Origin of the sequence: Pseudoalteromonas sp. OF5H-5 (genome assembly GCF_021530695.1) — a bacterium.
GTDB lineage: Bacteria > Pseudomonadota > Gammaproteobacteria > Enterobacterales > Alteromonadaceae > Pseudoalteromonas.
Window position 1 is genome coordinate 290,954 of the sequence record NZ_JAKGBF010000003.1, and the last position, 18,011, is coordinate 308,964.

General features: G+C 43.6%; 20 protein-coding genes. 14 read left to right on the top strand and 6 right to left on the bottom strand.

Annotation, left to right across the window (positions count from 1 at the left end; translation table 11 throughout):
- Nucleotides 1-2 precede the first annotated feature (2 nt).
- The 3 genes from L1271_RS06125 (at nt 3) to L1271_RS06135 (ending at nt 3,144) form a co-directional block, all read left to right on the top strand.
- On the top strand, nt 3-1,208 hold the full coding sequence (locus L1271_RS06125; RefSeq protein WP_039495146.1) for an aspartate aminotransferase family protein: 1,206 nt from the start codon (nt 3-5) through the stop codon (nt 1,206-1,208).
- A 30-nt stretch (nt 1,209-1,238) separates the two neighbouring features.
- Nucleotides 1,239-2,264, top strand: a complete 1,026-nt coding sequence (astA, locus tag L1271_RS06130) for an arginine N-succinyltransferase (protein ID WP_010605388.1) — start codon at nt 1,239-1,241, stop codon at nt 2,262-2,264.
- 76 nt (nt 2,265-2,340) lie between these two features.
- Entirely contained in the window at nt 2,341-3,144 is an 804-nt protein-coding gene (locus L1271_RS06135) for a DUF1338 domain-containing protein (RefSeq protein ID WP_010373001.1), read from the top strand.
- Nucleotides 3,145-3,386: 242 nt separating this feature from the next.
- Here the strand turns inward: L1271_RS06135 and L1271_RS06140 are convergent, their stop codons facing one another.
- Nucleotides 3,387-4,277 (bottom strand): hypothetical protein, encoded by an 891-nt coding sequence (locus tag L1271_RS06140; RefSeq protein ID WP_235367350.1) that lies wholly within the window; start codon nt 4,275-4,277, stop codon nt 3,387-3,389.
- A 226-nt stretch (nt 4,278-4,503) separates the two neighbouring features.
- Between L1271_RS06140 and L1271_RS06145 the strand changes: the two genes are divergently transcribed.
- A complete protein-coding gene (locus L1271_RS06145; RefSeq protein ID WP_235367351.1) occupies nt 4,504-4,863 on the top strand; it encodes a hypothetical protein in 360 nt (119 codons plus the stop codon).
- Between the two features lie 161 nt (nt 4,864-5,024).
- Here L1271_RS06145 and L1271_RS06150 read toward each other — a convergent pair whose 3' ends face one another.
- Nucleotides 5,025-5,567, bottom strand: coding sequence for a cysteine hydrolase family protein (locus L1271_RS06150; protein ID WP_235367352.1), 543 nt, complete (start codon nt 5,565-5,567; stop codon nt 5,025-5,027).
- 228 nt (nt 5,568-5,795) lie between these two features.
- On the opposite strand from L1271_RS06150, the gene L1271_RS06155 reads away from it, so the two are divergent.
- The 3 genes from L1271_RS06155 to L1271_RS06165 all read left to right on the top strand — a co-directional run bounded on the left by L1271_RS06155 (nt 5,796) and on the right by L1271_RS06165 (nt 8,860).
- Nucleotides 5,796-6,260, top strand: coding sequence for an SUMF1/EgtB/PvdO family nonheme iron enzyme (locus tag L1271_RS06155; protein ID WP_235367353.1), 465 nt, complete (start codon nt 5,796-5,798; stop codon nt 6,258-6,260).
- Between the two features lie 452 nt (nt 6,261-6,712).
- Complete coding sequence (locus L1271_RS06160) at nt 6,713-7,543, top strand: polyphosphate kinase 2 family protein (protein WP_174169242.1); 831 nt, start codon at nt 6,713-6,715, stop codon at nt 7,541-7,543.
- A gap of 3 nt (nt 7,544-7,546) precedes the next feature.
- Nucleotides 7,547-8,860: a DUF2252 family protein gene (locus tag L1271_RS06165; RefSeq protein ID WP_235367354.1), complete on the top strand. Its 1,314-nt coding sequence runs from the start codon at nt 7,547-7,549 to the stop codon at nt 8,858-8,860.
- On the opposite strand, the gene L1271_RS06170 is transcribed toward L1271_RS06165, so the two are convergent.
- On the bottom strand, nt 8,857-9,810 hold the full coding sequence (locus L1271_RS06170; RefSeq protein ID WP_235367355.1) for a ribonuclease Z: 954 nt from the start codon (nt 9,808-9,810) through the stop codon (nt 8,857-8,859). The genes L1271_RS06165 and L1271_RS06170 overlap by 4 nt on opposite strands.
- Nucleotides 9,811-9,913: 103 nt before the next feature.
- Here L1271_RS06170 and L1271_RS06175 point away from each other — a divergent pair, with 103 nt between their 5' ends.
- The 6 genes from L1271_RS06175 (at nt 9,914) to L1271_RS06200 (ending at nt 15,124) form a co-directional block, all read left to right on the top strand.
- On the top strand, nt 9,914-10,453 hold the full coding sequence (locus tag L1271_RS06175) for an isochorismatase family protein (RefSeq protein ID WP_235367356.1): 540 nt from the start codon (nt 9,914-9,916) through the stop codon (nt 10,451-10,453).
- Nucleotides 10,454-10,497: 44 nt separating this feature from the next.
- Nucleotides 10,498-10,761 carry a DUF3081 family protein gene (locus L1271_RS06180; RefSeq protein WP_010373027.1) on the top strand — a complete coding sequence of 88 codons (264 nt, stop codon included), beginning with the start codon at nt 10,498-10,500 and terminating at the stop codon, nt 10,759-10,761.
- Nucleotides 10,754-11,083, top strand: a complete 330-nt coding sequence (locus L1271_RS06185) for a hypothetical protein (protein WP_010605380.1) — start codon at nt 10,754-10,756, stop codon at nt 11,081-11,083. Before L1271_RS06180 ends, L1271_RS06185 begins: the two co-directional genes overlap by 8 nt.
- On the top strand, nt 11,076-12,554 hold the full coding sequence (locus L1271_RS06190; protein WP_235367357.1) for an FAD-binding domain-containing protein: 1,479 nt from the start codon (nt 11,076-11,078) through the stop codon (nt 12,552-12,554). Before L1271_RS06185 ends, L1271_RS06190 begins: the two co-directional genes overlap by 8 nt.
- 125 nt (nt 12,555-12,679) lie before the next feature.
- Nucleotides 12,680-14,284, top strand: a complete 1,605-nt coding sequence (locus L1271_RS06195; protein WP_235367358.1) for an AbgT family transporter — start codon at nt 12,680-12,682, stop codon at nt 14,282-14,284.
- A 222-nt stretch (nt 14,285-14,506) separates the two neighbouring features.
- Nucleotides 14,507-15,124 (top strand): glutathione S-transferase family protein, encoded by a 618-nt coding sequence (locus L1271_RS06200; protein WP_206471958.1) that lies wholly within the window; start codon nt 14,507-14,509, stop codon nt 15,122-15,124.
- A gap of 2 nt (nt 15,125-15,126) precedes the next feature.
- On the opposite strand, the gene L1271_RS06205 is transcribed toward L1271_RS06200, so the two are convergent.
- From L1271_RS06205 to L1271_RS06215, 3 genes are all read right to left on the bottom strand, one after another.
- Nucleotides 15,127-15,570, bottom strand: coding sequence for a DMT family transporter (locus tag L1271_RS06205; protein WP_010605376.1), 444 nt, complete (start codon nt 15,568-15,570; stop codon nt 15,127-15,129).
- Nucleotides 15,571-15,572: 2 nt separating this feature from the next.
- The gene (locus tag L1271_RS06210) at nt 15,573-16,208 is read right to left on the bottom strand and encodes a nitroreductase family protein (RefSeq protein WP_102058611.1); all 636 of its coding nucleotides are present in this window, start codon (nt 16,206-16,208) and stop codon (nt 15,573-15,575) included.
- A gap of 61 nt (nt 16,209-16,269) precedes the next feature.
- On the bottom strand, nt 16,270-16,869 hold the full coding sequence (locus tag L1271_RS06215) for a Crp/Fnr family transcriptional regulator (RefSeq protein WP_235367359.1): 600 nt from the start codon (nt 16,867-16,869) through the stop codon (nt 16,270-16,272).
- Nucleotides 16,870-16,922: 53 nt separating this feature from the next.
- Between L1271_RS06215 and zapE the strand changes: the two genes are divergently transcribed.
- A complete protein-coding gene (gene zapE, locus L1271_RS06220) occupies nt 16,923-18,005 on the top strand; it encodes a cell division protein ZapE (RefSeq protein WP_235367360.1) in 1,083 nt (360 codons plus the stop codon).
- The last annotated feature ends 6 nt before the right edge of the window (nt 18,006-18,011 follow it).

Here is an 18,011-nt window from a genome sequence, read left to right on the forward strand (position 1 = left end):
TCATGCAAGCAAATCGCGAATTATTCGATGAAGTCATGGTTCCAAACTACAACCCGTCAGCCGTTATTCCAGTTAAAGGCCAAGGCTCTCGCGTATGGGATCAGACAGGTAAAGAGTTCATCGATTTTGCAGGCGGTATCGCCGTAAACTGTCTAGGCCATTGTCATCCAGCACTAGTCTCAGCACTTAAAGAGCAAGGCGAAAAGATTTGGCACTTATCAAATGTGATGACCAACGAGCCGGCGCTTCGCCTTGCCAAAAAGTTAACTGATGCAACATTCGCAGAAAAAGTCTATTTCGCAAACTCAGGCGCCGAAGCAAACGAGGCGGCACTTAAACTTGCGCGTCGTTGGGCACTGGATAAATTTGGTGCAGAAAAAACGCAAATTATCGCATTCAACAAAGGCTTTCATGGTCGTACTTTCTTCACGGTAACGGTTGGTGGTCAAGCAGCCTATTCAGATGGCTTTGGTCCAAAACCTGCTGATATCACTCATATCGACTATAACGATTTAGCTGCATTTGAAAAAACAATCTCAGACAATACTTGCGCAGTCATGATGGAACCGCTTCAAGGTGAAGGCGGGATCATTTCTCCAAATGCTGAGTTTGTCCAAGCTGTGCGCGAACTATGTGATAAACACAACGCGCTACTTATTTTTGATGAAGTACAAACGGGTGTTGGCCGAACTGGTGATCTATATGCTTATCAAGGACTGGGGGTAACACCTGATATCCTAACTAGCGCAAAAGCACTAGGTGGCGGTTTCCCAATTGGCGCTATGCTTACCACCACTGAAATTGCAGCTCACCTTAAAGTCGGCACCCATGGCTCAACTTATGGTGGTAATCCACTGGCCTGCGCAGTAGCGGAAGCTGCATTTGACACAGTAAATACAGAATCGGTGTTAGCTGGCGTAAAAGCCAAAGAACAACTATTCAGAGATGGCCTAAATGCTATTAACGACAAATACAATGTATTTTCTGAAGTACGCGGTAAAGGTCTTCTTCTTGGTGCAGTGCTCAATGATAAATTTGAAGGCCGTGCACGCGACTTCCTAGTAGCAAGTGCAGAGCACGGTTTAATGTCATTAGTTGCTGGTACTAACGTAGTTCGTTTTACGCCTTCCCTTGTGATCACTGATGAAGAGATCCAAGAAGGCCTAGCACGCTTTGAACAAGCGGTTGCTGCAGTAGTAAACGGCTAAGGAGCTGGGGACCTCGGTCTCCTCTTTCTCATGTTAGTATTAAGACCAATACAAAAAACTGACTTCGACGCGCTAAAAACCATTGCGGTTGAATCTGGCCATGGGTTTACCTCACTGCCAGTAGATGACGAATTGTTGTCTAATAAAATTAACCGCTCGGTTGAAAGCTTTGCAAAGTCAGTATCAAAACCATACGACGAAGGCTATTTATTCGTTCTTGAAGACACACAAACGGGCGAAATTATAGGTACCACTGCGATTGAAGCCGCGGTAGGTATGTCTGTGCCTTTATATCACTATCATCTTGGTAAAACAGTACATCACTCAAGAACTTTGGGTGTCTATAATACCGTCGATATTCTGTCGATGTGTAACGACTACACTGGAAGTTCTGAGATCTGCACGCTATTTTTACGTGAAGGTCATCGTCAAGGCTTCGCTGGTCGCTTTCTTTCAAGAAGTCGTTTCTTATTTATGGCAGAACATGCAGAACGCTTTAGCGACACCGTTATTGCGGAAATGCGTGGTGTAAGTGACGAACATGGCCATTCGCCATTTTGGCAGTGGCTGCAAGAACACTTTTTTAGCATTGAATTTCCGCAAGCAGATCACTTGGTCGGTCTCGGGGACAAAGTTTTTATTTGTGAACTTATGCCCAAGTATCCCATCTATGCAAACCTACTAAGTCCAGAAGCACAAGCTGTGATAGGTAAAGTGCACGAGAAAACCAAGCCTGCTTTGCGTTTATTACAAAAAGAAGGGTTTGAACACCGTGGCTATGTTGACTTGTTCGACGCAGGTCCAACGGTAGAAGCCAAACTAGACAACATTAGAACGGTTAGAGAGTCGTTTAAAGGTGAGGTTGAAATAGTCGCTTCACTACCTGACAAGCTCCCTAATCTTGCTATTTCAAATGGTCGATTAGACGCGTTTAAAGCCACGTTTACCGATCAGGCTTATCTGTGCGAAGCAGAAGAAAAAATTCAGCTGACCGTAGAGGTAGCCAATGCGCTTGATGTCACTCAAGGTGAACTGATAAACGCATTTAAACTATAGATTTCAATGTCGTGCTGATACCAATTGGTATAAAGTTTAACAAGCTGTCACCAAGACAAAAAATTAGGAAACCATTATGCACAACAACGTAGATACACTATTTGAACACCTGTGGGACAACTACCTAGAAGTAACACCTTCTGCAGTTAAAGTTCATGAACTACTCGGCTCAACGCAAAAAGACGACGTGATCAATGACCACATCGCATTGCGTACCTTTAATATTGAAAAAGTAGGCCTAGAAAAGCTCGCTGCACATTTTAAAGCTGTGGGTTATACAGAGTGTGGCGAATACCACTTTGAAGCGAAAAAGCTATATGCTAAACACTATGAACACCAAGATCCAACTAAACCAAAGGTGTTTATCTCTGAGCTGCTCGTTGAAAAATGTTCAGAAGAACTACAAGCTATCGTTAAAGACATGGTTGAGCAAATCGACGAGTCTGCAGTAACAGCTGAAAACTTCCTGTATTCTGGCACCCACTGGCGCGTTTCTCACGAGACATACAAAAAACTACTGGCTGAGAGCGAGTATGCCGCATGGATGTCTGCATGGGGTTACCGCGCTAACCACTTTACGGTAAGCATCAATTACCTGAAGAACTTCACTACAATTGAAGCTGTAAATCAAGCACTCAAAGACAATGGTTTTGAGCTAAACACCTCTGGTGGCGAGATCAAAGGCTCTCCAGAAGTGTTACTAGAACAATCTTCAACGCTTGCTGATCACCAAAACGTGCAGTTTAATGACGGTGAATTTAGCATTCCAAGCTGCTTCTATGAGTTTGCTCTGCGTTATGCCAAGCCTGACGGCGAGATCTATACTGGTTTTGTTGCAGCTTCTGCTGACAAAATCTTTGAAAGTACTAACGCAAGATAATCGCGTTTAAAATCAGTGCTTGCCTAAGCACTCTGCCCAAATTGTAAAGCAGCCTTTATGGCTGCTTTTTTATGCCAATTTGCTTAATTAAGTGAGCTATTTTGAGGCGAGAAAATCTTGTCGATAACTAGGCAAAACTTTTGCTATTTAGTTGTTCTAAATAAGAAATTTTTAACGCCGTTAGCGTCAGATTTACTCCTTCAAATTGAGCAAGTATTAAGATAAATTGGTATTAGTTAATATTAGCCACAACTCCAATCAAACTCGCGAGTTACCAAATCAAGCATACCTATCCCTCCGCCAAAGTTATGCCCACCTAAGATCTCTTCGAATTCGATGTAGTAAGGTGTAAGAAAATCTGGGATCCCTTGACCGTTTAAACTCGTCCCGCCTAAATGGTTTGGCGAAACACTCTCTAACCACTCAGGGTCGCCTTCATACGGGTCAATATAACCTGTATCTTCATATTCGCTGGGCGTCTTACCCGCATTAGGATCACTAGGGTTGGCAACAAGCGCAATTGCACGGTTAAAACTCACTGCTTCTGGGGGAATTCCACCAAGCTCGCGATATATTTGGTACTCTTCAGCTGGCAAACTGAGGTACTGGGAATAGTTCATTTTCCAAAAGCAACTCGCCCCACCCTCGACTAGCCATTCAGGGACGCAAACATCATCTTCAAAATGTCGTTCAATAATAGCTGGCGGTGAACAGAGCTCGCCGTAAAACTCAGCTTCACTAAGCAGGAGCGTTGCGTAATAACAATCTAGCGTATCCGCTGCAAACTTACAGCTAGGATGAACCGTTTGCATCGCCTGCCAAAAGGGTTTGAATAGCGGTTCATCTGGCGACTGCTCAGCAAATAACGCCTCTTCTAACCCTTCAATATATTCGGGCCCGCCATCATTGTGATCAACCGCGATTGCAAAAAAGCTAACCGCAAATGCATTCTCATCAGTGCGATAGCCCTCTGGCAATCTTAGTGTAAAGCTGTGTTTTAGCGGGTAGCCGGTATGTGGGTCAAGCGGCCATTGATTGGCTTTAATTCCGGGGGGCAAACCAAATACCCAACCATCAAAGCGCGCTTTATCATCAATGGATTGTTTCAATATCTCGATATTATAAGCATTCATTACTATCTCCTTATTAAATAACGTTGCTTTCTCGTAAGTTAGGGCCTGTTTATCTTCCAAGTTTGTTTTTGCAGCAGCAAAGAACAACAGACCCTAGTATAAAAGTATTAACCCCACAATTGAAATAGGTACTTAGACTTTTACAGTGTTTGAGACACTTAAAACTATCGTTTATATTCATTACCTGTAGGTGAAAAATCAGTAGGATTAGACAAGGATAATAGTTATGAATTATTTTGGAACGTTTGGTTCAACGGAAGAAGAGGCGCTTAACCTTCTCATGCCTGTTGTCGACGGCGCTTTGAAAGCGCATGAGAGAGGAAACTATCAAGCATATTTATCTGTAATAACCGCCGACTTAGCCAAAAAGGTTTCTGAGGAGGGATTTTTAAGGGCATACCATGAAATCGCGCCGCAGCTTGGCCGCCTAAAATCCAAAACCTTGTTAGCGTCTCTTCGAAGAGGTCAGGATCCAATGCTGATATTTGCAGCGAAATACGAGAACACACAAGACGATATCGTAATTAATATCACATTTAAAAACGCGACTACCCCGCCTTTAATTGCATGGATGTGGATTGAATAGTCCTTTGGTTCAAAGGCTTAGATTAAAACTTATAGGAGGACCGTTTCCGGTTTGCTTCACACTTGTGTAATAACATGTATAACCCTTAACAGCCGGTTATTAGGACGAGTAAGTGAAAACAGTGACAGGAAATGGTAATCCCTCAACAAAATTAGACTGTATCAGTCACCTAAAGCAATAATTTTGGCAGTAGACACCGCGGATATTTTCACTCCAAAACTGGAGATACTTGGCAATGTGGCATTATGATGTATTCTTATTTGTTCACCTGACATGTGCTTTTTGCAATGTGTGGTATGGGCATCCGCCACTATTGTAACTGCATAACCCAAACCCGCGGCTCGCCGACTCGTTGTATCAACACAAAACTCTGTAGCATAACCACAAACATAAATATGTTGAGCTCCATGTTCTTCAAGTATGTTAGACAGATTTGTGTTTAAAAATGAATCTGGGGTGGTTTTACGCACGAACTGATCATTGGCGTCAACTTGAAGTACTGATTGTAATTGCCAACCTTCACTACCATACTCAATCGCAGTACCGTTTTGCTCATGTTGAATATAGATAACTGGCATGCCTTGCTTTCGAGCCCAATCTGTCACTAAGTTAATTTGGCTTAACACCTCTTCACTTGCATACGGTTTGGGCTCTGGGTCGAATAAAAGACTCTGTACATCAATTACCAATACTGCAGATTTCATAGCATACTCTTTTTGGGCATAATCTTGCTTATAAATTCAAAAGCCGCCAACATCTTGAACAGCATTCATTCTTTCAAGGGTTGTAGTGCCCAAGCAATATAAATCACAAGCGTTATATTGTCATTTTAATATTTATACATTGGTCTTACTGCCACATTGGCTATGTTTCAATACAGCTAAACAAGTTATGATAAATGTGTATGCAAAGACCTTGTGGATAGCACACTTATGGACAAGATTGATCACCAGATATTAACCCCTTTAGCGACATTACTATGCTTGGTCATAAGCGGGTGTGACGAACTTGGCCAACAAATAGGCGCGCTTACTGGCGAGCAAGACAAACAAGTGCAAGCACTTATTGAGCGCACTAAAGCCCAAATGGTGTTTGTTGAAGGCGGCAGCTTTATGATGGGTGATGGTGGAGGTCCTAATAACTTGCCTTGGACCATAGCCCGCGATAATAAACCCGCTCATAAGGTGACCCTTACCAGCTATTCAATGGGCGCTTATGAGGTAAGCTATGGCGATTTTGATTTATATACCGCAGTAAAGTCCACCATGCCAGTAACGAGCTTCTTTTGGGTCAATACGAATATAGTCAGTGTGATGGGGGTTAAGTGCTTTAAGAATGATGTTGGGCACTTTAGCCATCGGCAATCTGGTTGGTTGTGCCGAATTTTTTACGTCTGAATCTGACTGAAAAAGTGAATCATCGAATGTACCTTGCTGTGCGTCTTGCACAAGCGCAGGCCACTTGTCAAAAGGCTTCATGCCAATCCTTCCTTGTTTATTCCGGTTGTTCCTCATCAATGCAATTTGCTACTCATCAATGAGCGCGAGATATAATCTGGACTAGATTTTATACTGATGGAGTCAGTTATTCAATCAAGGAAAAATTTTGCTATTTACCTGTTCTAAATGATGAGAAATTTTTAACGCCGTTAGCGCCTGATTAGCTCCCTCAAATTAAGGAAGTGTAAGACAAAATGGTATGACATATCATTGTCAAAAAGTCCCTGTAGAGTTTACTCTAGGTTACTCTAACACGCTCAAAAGTTAGTTGGTGCGGTAATATTTTCGCGTTGAAAAGCACTTTGATGGCAACAGGGCCAACTTAACCAAAGGCGATTAAAGGAGTTAGCATGACCAGTTATGTATCAGAAATAAAGGCGCTGAATCGTGGGCTAAGTGTAAAGCCTCCCATGACACACCCCGCTATTGATTCAAAAAAACACTACAAAAGCGAGTTAAAGTACTGGCAAACCCAACTATTACATGTGCAACAAGCCTATTTTCATCAAGGGAAGCGCGCTATTTTAGTGTTTGAAGGCTGGGATGCGGCTGGTAAAGGAGGCGCGATTCGCCGCATGACAGAAAAGCTCGATCCGCGCGGCGTTAAGGTCTACCCAATCGCAAAACCAACGCCTGAGGAACAAGGCCGGCATTACCTGTATCGGTTTCAAACTAAGCTACCTCCTCGGGGTACTATGACTATTTTTGACCGTTCATATTACGGCCGAGTGTTGGTAGAACGGGTTGAAGCGTTTGCTAGTGAGCACGAGTGGCGTCGTGCCTATCAAGAAATCAACGAATTTGAGCGTCTGCTAACAGATGATAACGTCCGCATTGTTAAGCTATTTTTACACATTAGCGAAGACGAACAGCTCAAGCGCTTTACAGAGCGTTTAAATAATCCGTATAAGCGCTGGAAACTAACGGAAGAAGATATTCGCAACCGCCAAAAGCGACAAGATTATGAGCAAGCAATTGATGATATGTTTGCTAAAACCGATACAAATTTAGCGGATTGGCATTTGATCCTCGCGGAACATAAATGGTATGCCCGCGTACAAGTGATGAAAACCATTGTCGAAGCGTTAAGCAAGGGGGTTGATATTAGTCCCCCACCTATCGATAAAGCCGTTGTAAAACTGGCAAAATCTCAATTGGGTATTGTTCAAAGGGAGGACTAATCCATGAATCGTCACGACTATCTTGCATCTTACTTTAATGAGCGTGAAGGCATTCACGTAAGCAATGAGTGCAGTAAATTCGACAAAATGAGACTCAGTCCATTTCGGTTCTTCCGTGGTAGTGCCGCGCTTATGTATAAGGACTTACTGGAGCAACAACTGCAGTTACCTGAAGCGGCCACCAGCCTGCCACTCACCTACGTAATGGGCGATTGTCATACGGGCAATTTTGGCTTTCATAGTGAAGAAGGCAGCCACGGCGACACCTTAATTTTTGAACCTAATGACTTCGATGATGCCTGCGTCGGACACGCTGTATGGGACCTGTTTCGCTTTTTAGTGAGTTTACCGCTTACCCAACTAGAAGGTGGGCGTATTCAAGAGCAAGCACAGGATATTAAAGACCGAAGTAAACCTTTGGTCAGTAAAGAGCTGGTTGCCCAAGCACAATTGGATTTTTTACACAGCTACCTAAAAGCCTGTCAGTTGTCGCTGGAACATAAGGTCGATAGCAACACAGGCTTAACCGAGTTTGATAATAACCATATATTGCATAAACGATGGCAAAAAGGGTTGCAAAGAATGGCGGGTGGCGCCGCATTTACGATAAAAAGCACGCTCGCAAAGGAAATCGACCTCAGCATTAAACCGCTACGTTTTCGCGAAGACAAACTGAAGTTTAAGCAACTTGATCCCGATTTAAAAGAAAATCTTATTCATCACTTCGCACCCTATGTTGATGACGAAATTTTAGATTGTGTTGAGCGTATCGACCAAGGCACAGGCTCATTGCATCTGAGTAGATATTATTTGTTGGTTGGCCCAAACGTACAAAAGCCCACTAAAGATATTTTGCCGCTATGTCACATTGTGGAGGTAAAACAACAGCAACTCGCTTCGCCTCTTGCTTACTTTGCAAATTTAAGCCCAGTAAATCGCTTAGATCCCGCACACTTAACCGTCAACAGTCAAAGAAAAATGCAGCGCCGTACCGATCTCATTTTAGATAATGCACTGTGGCAAGGCAGCCATTGGCTGGTGCGTTCGCGCCATCATGCTCGCGTTGGTATAGACCCAGAAGACATCACCATTGGTAAGCGTGCAGCGACTAAGTCGGGCTTTAGCCAATATGCAGAAGCATGCGGTGAAGCCCTTGCCCTTTCACATATGCGAGCAGATAGACGATCCTTACAATTTCAAGAGGATGCCGTAGCCATTTTGCCTAGTCTCATCGATGAATTGGTCAAATCGGCCAGTCATTACGGCGAGCAAGTCGTAGCCGATTGGCGTTGGTTTTGCGAGCAATCCCAGAGCTAAGCGGTTGCGCACTCAACTTGCTTTTGCTTTGGAATGTCTACAATCAGACCATCCTCTGCGATGATGAGTGCATTGCTAAAGTGCAACTTGGCCTCTTCAATAAGAGGCTGCAGCATGCCCTCGCCATGATAGCGCACGCTAAAATGAGTGAGCGCGAGCATGGGCACTTGATGTAATTGTGCAAATTGAGCGATGCGCTTAGCATCGCTATGCCCTGTATGAAAGCCCACTTTATGAAGATCTGCAGCGGTAAAGGTAGCTTCATGAACAAGCAAATCGACCCCTTTTATCATCTGCGATAGCAAGCCGGGCTTTTCGTTATCACCACAAATTATTGCAACTCGAGGTTGCCAACTATAAAAACTGTAGTCATCCGAGGTTAAAAGTCGGCCTTGGTATTCCACATCTTGGCCCTTTTGCAACAGGTTGTAGTGGCCGCCAGACGCAATGCCATCTTGCTGAAGTTTATCTATTTTTAACTTGCGAGGAATACATTTTTCCGTGAGCTTATAGCCAACACTGGGCACTCTGTGTTGTAGCGCTATGGTTTCGATATCGCAACATTCAAGCTGTAGCTTATCGTTTATTTCTTCAAGGGCGATGGTGATTAAGTCAAAACTTAGCCTCACCTCTGTCAGTGTAAAACAGCTTTGCACAAACTGAATAACGGCCCTCGGCGCAATTAATTTTAGCGGCGCTTTGCGAGAGTTTAACGCCATGGATGAAATGAGTCCGGGTAATCCATAGCAATGATCCCCATGAAGGTGGGTAATACAAATCGCTTCGAGATGATATAGGGTTAACTCACTGTGCAGCAGCGCATGCTGGGTCGCTTCGGCGCAGTCAATTAGTACCCAGGCTTTGGTATTTTCAAAGCTTACTGCCGCTGCCGACATATTACGTTGCTTAGATGGGCTACCTGAAGAAGTGCCAAGAAAATGTACTTTCACGCCAAAACCGTTTACTTTTTAAGTGGGTATACCATTGTAACGAATAAATAACGTAATAGCGAAGCACGCGAGCTTCCCTTGCAACGTAATCTCTAAGGAGAAGATGATGAATTTGATACCTTCGGACAGCATGATCTTGGTGATCGATATTCAAGAAAAATTTCGTCCTCATATTGAGGTATTTGGCGATATCGAGCGCCAAGTAACCACCCTGCTACAAGCTGCAGAACATTTGTCTGTTCCTGCACTGATTTTTGAGCAATATCCCAAAGGGCTTGGCCATACAGCACCGAGTTTACTTGAATTTAATCTCCCGGTTATCGAAAAAACCGCGTTTAGTGCCTACCACGTTGAATCTTGCAAGCAAGCTATTCAAGAATATAAACGCGACACCATCGTCGTGGTTGGCCTCGAAAGTCATATCTGTGTACAACAAACCGTCAATGACCTACTTGCGGACAATTTCAACGTTGTGATAGTTGCCGATGGTATTTGCTCACGTAATCCAAAACACACAGATTGGGCGCTAATGCAGATGCAGGCAGATGGCGCACGCTTTTTGACTTTAGAGTCTATTTTATTTCAGTGGCTAAAATCGGCCAAGAATGAGCAATTTAAGGCAATTTCAGCGTTAGTTAAGTGATCGGCTATCACAGTGAAAGCGTATTCCAAGTATCGAGGTGAACAATGAAAAATGAATTAGATAGCAAGTTCTTATTAACGGTGTTCGAGCATATTCAAAAGCACGGTGAAGTAACCGAAGAAGGTAAACGCTATGAGGGCATAGTGGCCTATTCAGATCCAGATGGTTACACCATATACCTGCAAGGCAGTGGCGTGTTACTGCGCTCTGGGTTTCATAATACTTATCACTTGGATTATGAACAAGATAAGCACAAAGACGATTTTATTAAGAAGCTAGATTACATTTTTAAAGAGGCGAATGAGTAGCTTATATCCAAATACCAACCGAGGACGTCGCGTTAGACGTCCCCACCCTGAAAGCAAACAAACTCGCGCATATGTAAATAAGGTAGTCGAAGCGCTCAGGGAAAATCCAAATAAACTCGATAGAATCAAACAGAACTGCGATGAATTTCGCCAGCAACGCTTTTTAAAACGTGGCTTTTTGCTCGCCATTGAGCGCTTTGATTGGGTGTTTGCGGTGGACGATGATGTAGAGCGAATTTGCCAGCAGATCCTCGCCGACGACTACATCGGCAAACGCCTACGCCGCTACCCTTTATTGTTTAAGGGTGTGTTAGATGATTAACCTCGTTTGGCTCAAACGTGACTTAAGAGTGTCCGACCATAGACCACTTTACGAAGCGTGTAATAATGGCAGACCAACCCTGATATTGTATGTTATCGAACCTGAATACTGGCAGCTCCCCGATACCAGCGAAAGACAATTTCAATTTGTAAAAGAGTCGCTGCTAAGCCTTGCAGAGCAGCTACAGCTTTTAGGTGGCACGCTGACGATTCGCCAGGGCGATATCATTGAAATACTTGAAAAGATCCATCAACACATCGCGATCGCAACCCTTTATTGCCATCAAGAAACGGGGAATACATGGACATTTGAGCGCGATTTGCGTGTTATTGCCTGGTGCAAAGAACGACACGTATCGTATGAAGAATATCGCCAACAAGCCGTATTTAGGGGAAAAATTAATCGTGATAAGTGGCAACAGCAAGCCGAAGACTGGCTGCAAAGCGACTGCCTACCAACGCCTTCAAAAATCAATCCACTGCTGCAACAGCATAGTGGTATTGCACTTTTAAATGACTACCCTGGGAATGACAGCAACTCAGCCCCAAAGCCACAATTAGGTGGACTCAAAGCCGCGCAGCAAACCTTGAATAGCTTTTTTAATCATAGGATAGACAACTATTTATTTGGTATCTCAAGCCCGGTAAAAGCCGTAACCAGTAGCTCCAGACTCAGTCCGTATTTGGCCTATGGCGTGCTAAGCCTCAGGGATGTGTTACAACAAACTCTTGAATTAAATGTTGACTCAAAACGCAATAAGAGCGGTTTTTTATCACGGCTTTACTGGCATAGCCACTTTGTGCAAACGCTCGAATCAGAACCGCTTTATGCTGAGCGCGCTGTGCATGCATCCTTAATTGATATGCGTGCGAGTGAATTTAATACGCAACGTTATGAACTTTGGGCTCACGGCAACACGGGCGTCCCCTTTATTGATGCCTGTATGCGAATGCTGATCGCCACAGGCTGGATAAACTTTCGCATGCGCGCAATGTTGATGGCGTTTTCAAGCTATCATCTATGGCTTGATTGGAAACAACCAGCATCAAGACTTGCCACTCTATTTATAGATTATGAACCTGGGATCCACTATCCTCAGGTACAAATGCAGTCAGGCACTACTGGGATAAATCCGTTTCGCATCTATAACCCCATAACGCAGGGGCTAAAATATGATCCAGAAGGCCAATTTATTCGCCGCTACATTCCTGAGCTTAATCACATTCCAACGCATTACTTACATACACCTTGGTTTTATACCGGCTTAAAAGAAGACCAATATCAACGCCCAGCCATATTACCCGATGACGCAGCAAAAATTGCCCGTGAAAAAATCTCCGCATTTTATAAGCAACATCTAGATAAAGATGAAACAGGCAGAGTGCTTCACACTCACGTTTCAAGGCGTCGCTCAAGTCGTGAACGCAAAAAACAAGCAAGTCCTGATAAAGATCAGCTTAAGCTATTCTAACTGATCCGTTTTTGCACAATGTTCCGCCTTTCAACCCAGAAAGAGGACAAATAGCCGCTTAAGCATGACCTCATGTAAAAAAAATGCTAAGGTTGCGCCATTTTTTTGGAACTGAGAATTTAGCTATGTCAAATGCTGTAGAGACGCAAGCTGATAGTCAAGACCAACAGGGACAAAAAGGGGGATTATTTAATCGCTTCTTGGCAACTGTTGAGTTCTTAGGGAATATGCTTCCCCACCCTATTACTTTGTTTGCAATGTTTTGTATCGCCATCGTGTTATTTAGTGGTATTGCCGATTGGATGGGTCTATCTGCCATCGATCCTCGCCCAGAAGGCTCCGCGGGTCGCGATCCCGACGGTGTCATTGAAGTCATAAGCTTAATGAGTGCTGAGGGTCTGCAACGCATTGTGACAGGTCTTGTAACTAACTTTACTGGTTTTGCACCACTTGGCACTGTACTTGTTGCATTACTAGGGGTTAGTGTTGCAGAGCACTCTGGCATGCTATCAGCTGCAATGCGCGGCATGGTAATGGGTGCATCAAAACGTTTGGTTACGTTCATGGTTGTGTTTGCTGCTATCTTGTCTAACACCGCATCAGAACTTGGCTATGTTGTGTTGATTCCACTTGCCGCAATGATTTTCCATAGCCTTGGTAGACATCCACTCGCCGGTTTAGCCGCCGCATTTGCTGGCGTATCTGGTGGCTACAGCGCAAACCTATTGCTTGGCACAATCGATCCACTACTAGCGGGTATTACGACTCCCGCGGCGCAGATGATTGACCCTAATTATCAGGTGGGTCCTGAAGCGAACTGGTACTTCATGATGATTTCAGTATTCCTAATTGCTATCGTGGGAACCTTAGTCACCGAGAAAATCGTAGAGCCGCGCTTAGGAAAATACGACCCGAAAGAAGCAAGTGTTGATTTAAGCGAAAACAATATTGAGAAGCTTTCAGTAAAAGAAAAATCAGGTCTCAAATGGGCGGGCGTATCACTACTCGTAGTAAGCATTTTACTTGCCTTAACCATAGTGCCAGAAGATGGCATTTTACGTCATCCGGTAACAGGCGAAGTAGCAGGCTCACCATTTTTAAAAGGGATCGTGGTATTTATCTTTGTTACTTTTGCTATTCCGGGTTTTGTGTACGGCCGTGTGGTTGGCACCATGAAAAATGACCGCGACATTATTGATGCAATGAGTAAAAGCATGAGCTCTATGGGCATGTATATCGTGTTGGTATTCTTTGCCGCTCAGTTTGTTGCATTCTTTAAGTGGACAAACCTAGGTACAATCCTTGCGATAAATGGCGCAGCACTGTTACAGGCGTTAAACCTAACAGGCCCTGAAGTATTCGTACTGTTTATATTCATGTGTGCACTCGTGAACCTAAGCCTTGGTTCATCATCCGCTCAATGGGCTGTCACGGCACCGATATTTGTTCCAATGCTAATGCTTATCGGCTATGCGCCAGAAACCATTCAAGCAGCGTACCGTATTGGAGATTCAGTTACTAACCTTATCACTCCCATGATGAGCTACTTTGGTTTGATATTAGCGGTTGCGACGAAATACAAAAAAGACATGGGTATAGGTACACTAGTGGCCACAATGTTGCCGTACAGCATGTTCTTCTTTATCGGCTGGGTAGCACTATTCTACGTGTGGGTATTTGGCTTTGGTCTACCAGTTGGACCTAACTCTCCTATCTACTACAATCCGTAGCTAATACTTTAAAATTATCTAAATGCCAGCATTTGCTGGCATTTTTATTTGTGAAAACCTCAACCCTCACCTAAGGTTGAATAGGAGACAGCGAAGAAGGAGCCGATTTTGGATACCAATAGCATTGCAATTATTACATTGGTATTAAACTAACTTCACGTGATCACTGTTATTTTATGCCCTGTTCCTGAGTGATACACGTGACCTAACATTAGGTGAATTATGTATACACTCTTTTACTATCCACAAAGTGCGAGCCTTGCGCCTCACATTTTATTAGAACTCATTGGTGAGCCTTATCAACTTGAACTGGTGGATATCAAAAAAAACGCCAACCGTAGTGCACAATACTTAAAACTAAGCCCTGCCGGACAAGTACCAGCCCTCGTTGACGACGACTTTACCTTATTTGAAAGCGCTGCAATTTCTCAGTACCTTGCTGAAAAGCACATCGACAAGCAGCTTATCCCAACTGAGCTAAAACTAAAATCACAGTGCCTGCAATGGATGCATTTTATGAGCGCTTCTATTCACAGCGACTTATTGATGTACACCTACCCCGAACGACACACCCAAAGTGCTTTGATGTATGACGACCTTATTCGCTCGCAGCAAGGTCGACTAGAAGAAGGATTTGGAATTATTGATACCTTACTTGCAGACAATCATTACCTGTTTGCAAATCAATTTACGCTGTGCGACAGCTATTTATTTATGCTTTGTGAGCGTGCGAAGACATTTTTAGAAAAAACGCCTTCGCTTAAGAATTTACGCCGTTATTATCGCCAAATTGCGGCAACACCAGCTATTAGCAAAGCCTTAGAAATGGCTGAGCTTTAGCCTCAACGATTAACGTTAATAAGTACAATACCGGTCAGCACAGCAATCACGCCCACGACTTTTTGCAGGTTAATAGGCGTATAAGGTACGCCAAAGAGACCAAGCTGACCGATCACCATAGCTACCACCATTTGACCACACAAGTAATAAGCCATTAGATTACCTATACCCATTTTAGGAATTAAGAAATAACATAATCCCACCCCAGTTGCACTTAGCACCCCACCTAAACACCACAAGTACCAAGGCACGGCTTTTAGCTCTGAGGTTGCTGGCAGCACGTTATCAGATACCCGAAAGGCAATAAAGGCATAGAATGCGCTAACGGTAAACGCTACTCCAGCAGCCAATATCGGACTTTTTAATAAACCGCCAAGTTGTGCATTCATGCTTGCCTGCACCGCAATTGCACCACCTGCAAAAACGGCTAATATGGCAAAAATCATCGTCACACCTCAATATGCAGCAAGTCTCTCGATTTCCTTACTTTGCTTGTATTCGCGTTCACATCCGTGCTGTCACGAATGCCAATTGGCGCAATTAATACCGTGCGTAAATTTAAGGATGACAGACCCAAGATGTCATCGTAGGCAACCTTATCGATACCGGTCATTGGGCAAACATCAATTTCCATACTGGCGGCTACCAGTAGTAATGTACCGAGGGCCAAGTGAGCCTGCTCAGAACACCAGCTATATTGAGACTCAAAGTCCATGGTGTGTAGCGCGTCTTTCATACCCAATTCCATCTGCGCATAGACAAGCTCATCAAGGTTTCGATTCGCCTTAAAGTCTTGAATGTAGCGCTCTACTTGGCTATCTAAAGGTGACATATCCGCAGCAAAAACTAATAGATGGCTATTATCAAGCACTTTTTGTTGCCCATACGAATGCGGTAGCAATGCTTTTTTCATCGATAGCTTGGATATTTGAATAATCTTATAAGGTTGTAAGCCAAATGCTGAAGCACTCAACCCCGTCAGTTCGATTAACTTATCTACTTTGTCCTGAGCAATGGTTTGCTCAGAAAATTTGCGGACGGCGTAACGCCAATTCAATAACGATTCTAGTTGCGTAGTGTGCATAAGTTGCTCTCCATTATGTGTTGAGACAACTTTAACAAGGTGAAGAGCTTGGCTCATTTACCTATGTAAACGAACCTGAATTTTTTAACGATTTTCTTATTCGGCTTAACTGTGTAGGAGTGACCCCAAGGTGTGACGCCAAATGGTATTGCGGTACACGCTCAGCAAGTTCTGGCTGTTCTTTTAAAAATGCGAGATAGCGCTCCGTGGCATCTAACTGCACCATATAAAGCTCTCGCTTATCCTTTTCTAACAACCAATTCTTTTCAAGATACAGTATTTGAAATCGCATTAATTCCGGATTATCCATCAGCAGTGCTCTAAATTTCTTAAAATTAATTAGCACAACCTCAGTCGGTTCTAAGGCTTGGATCCCCTGATTAGCGGGTTCAGCACGGTGCAAAGCATGCATTACACCAGGAAATTCCCCCGCCACAAAAAAACGCTTATTGTATTCCTGCCCAGCAGCATTGGTGTTTACTAATCTAACTAACCCTTGATGTAAAAATGCAAAAGTAGTCAGATACTCTCCTTCTTTGTAAAGCCACTCATCTTTCGCAAGTAGTTTGATGCTGGTGATCGCAGCAATAGCGGACCAGGTGTCTTGAGAAAGCGGGTAATAGGCGTCTACTGCTTGTTTTAATCTTGTTAGTGCATCCATGAGTTATAGCTTTATGATATTATTCGGATTAACTATTCCTATTTGCGGTGTCTATGTCAATCTCTAGCCATTACCAAGCACAAATTGAATGTGGAAATCTTACTCCTGATGCAGCGCAGCAAGCTGCAATTTCAGCTTTAGATGCCCTTTCTCGTTCACTCGCTAGTGGTCACTCGAATAAAGGCATCTATTTCTATGGCCCTGTCGGGCGTGGCAAGACAATGCTGATGGATTGGTTTTATGAATTCACTGACGTCACAGACAAAACTCGCCTACACTTTCATCACTTTATGCAACAGGTGCATAAAGAGCTCAATCAAATTCAAGGTGTGAGAGATCCTTTAAAGCGCATCGCCCAAAATTGGGCAGAGCAAACATCGTTATTGTGTTTTGATGAATTTTTTGTCACCGATATTGGCGATGCCATTATTATGGCGAGATTGTTTGAAGCCCTTTTTGAAGATGGCGTGACCTTAGTTGCAACCTCCAATTGCCACCCAACCGAGTTATACAAAGATGGACTACATAGAGACCGTTTTGAGCCAACAATTGCGCTGCTTATAAGTCACTGCGATGTCATATCTGTATGTGGTGAGACGGACCATCGATTTAGCAAAGGTACAACGGCAAACCACTACTTCGTCAACGATAAACAAGCGTTTTGGAACGCCTTTACTAATGTAGGTGGCATATTCAAACCGGGCATCCTTGAAATTAATCATCGTCTAATTAACGTGCTTGGCGCAAATGAAAGTGTAGCATGTTTTGATTTTATGGAGATCTGCTCAAGCCCTCGCGCAATCAATGACTATATTGAGCTTGCAGAGCAATTTAGCTGTATTTTCATCTCAGAGTTACCGCTACTGGGTGTCACCCCTGAAAACAAAGATGTAGCACAAGGGACAGAGGAAGGCTATATCCGCCCAAGTGATACAACACAAACTAGAATTGGTGATGATGAGGCCAGACGCCTGATTGCGCTTATCGATGAATGTTACGAAGCCAAAGTACTGGTTATTTTTTTGGCAGATGCGCCGATTGAGCAAATCTACCAAGGTGAGCAACTGGCATTTGCTTTCGCTCGCTGTATTAGTCGAGTGACAGAAATGCAAAGCTGGGCTCTTAGCGCCTGCTGAGCTTAC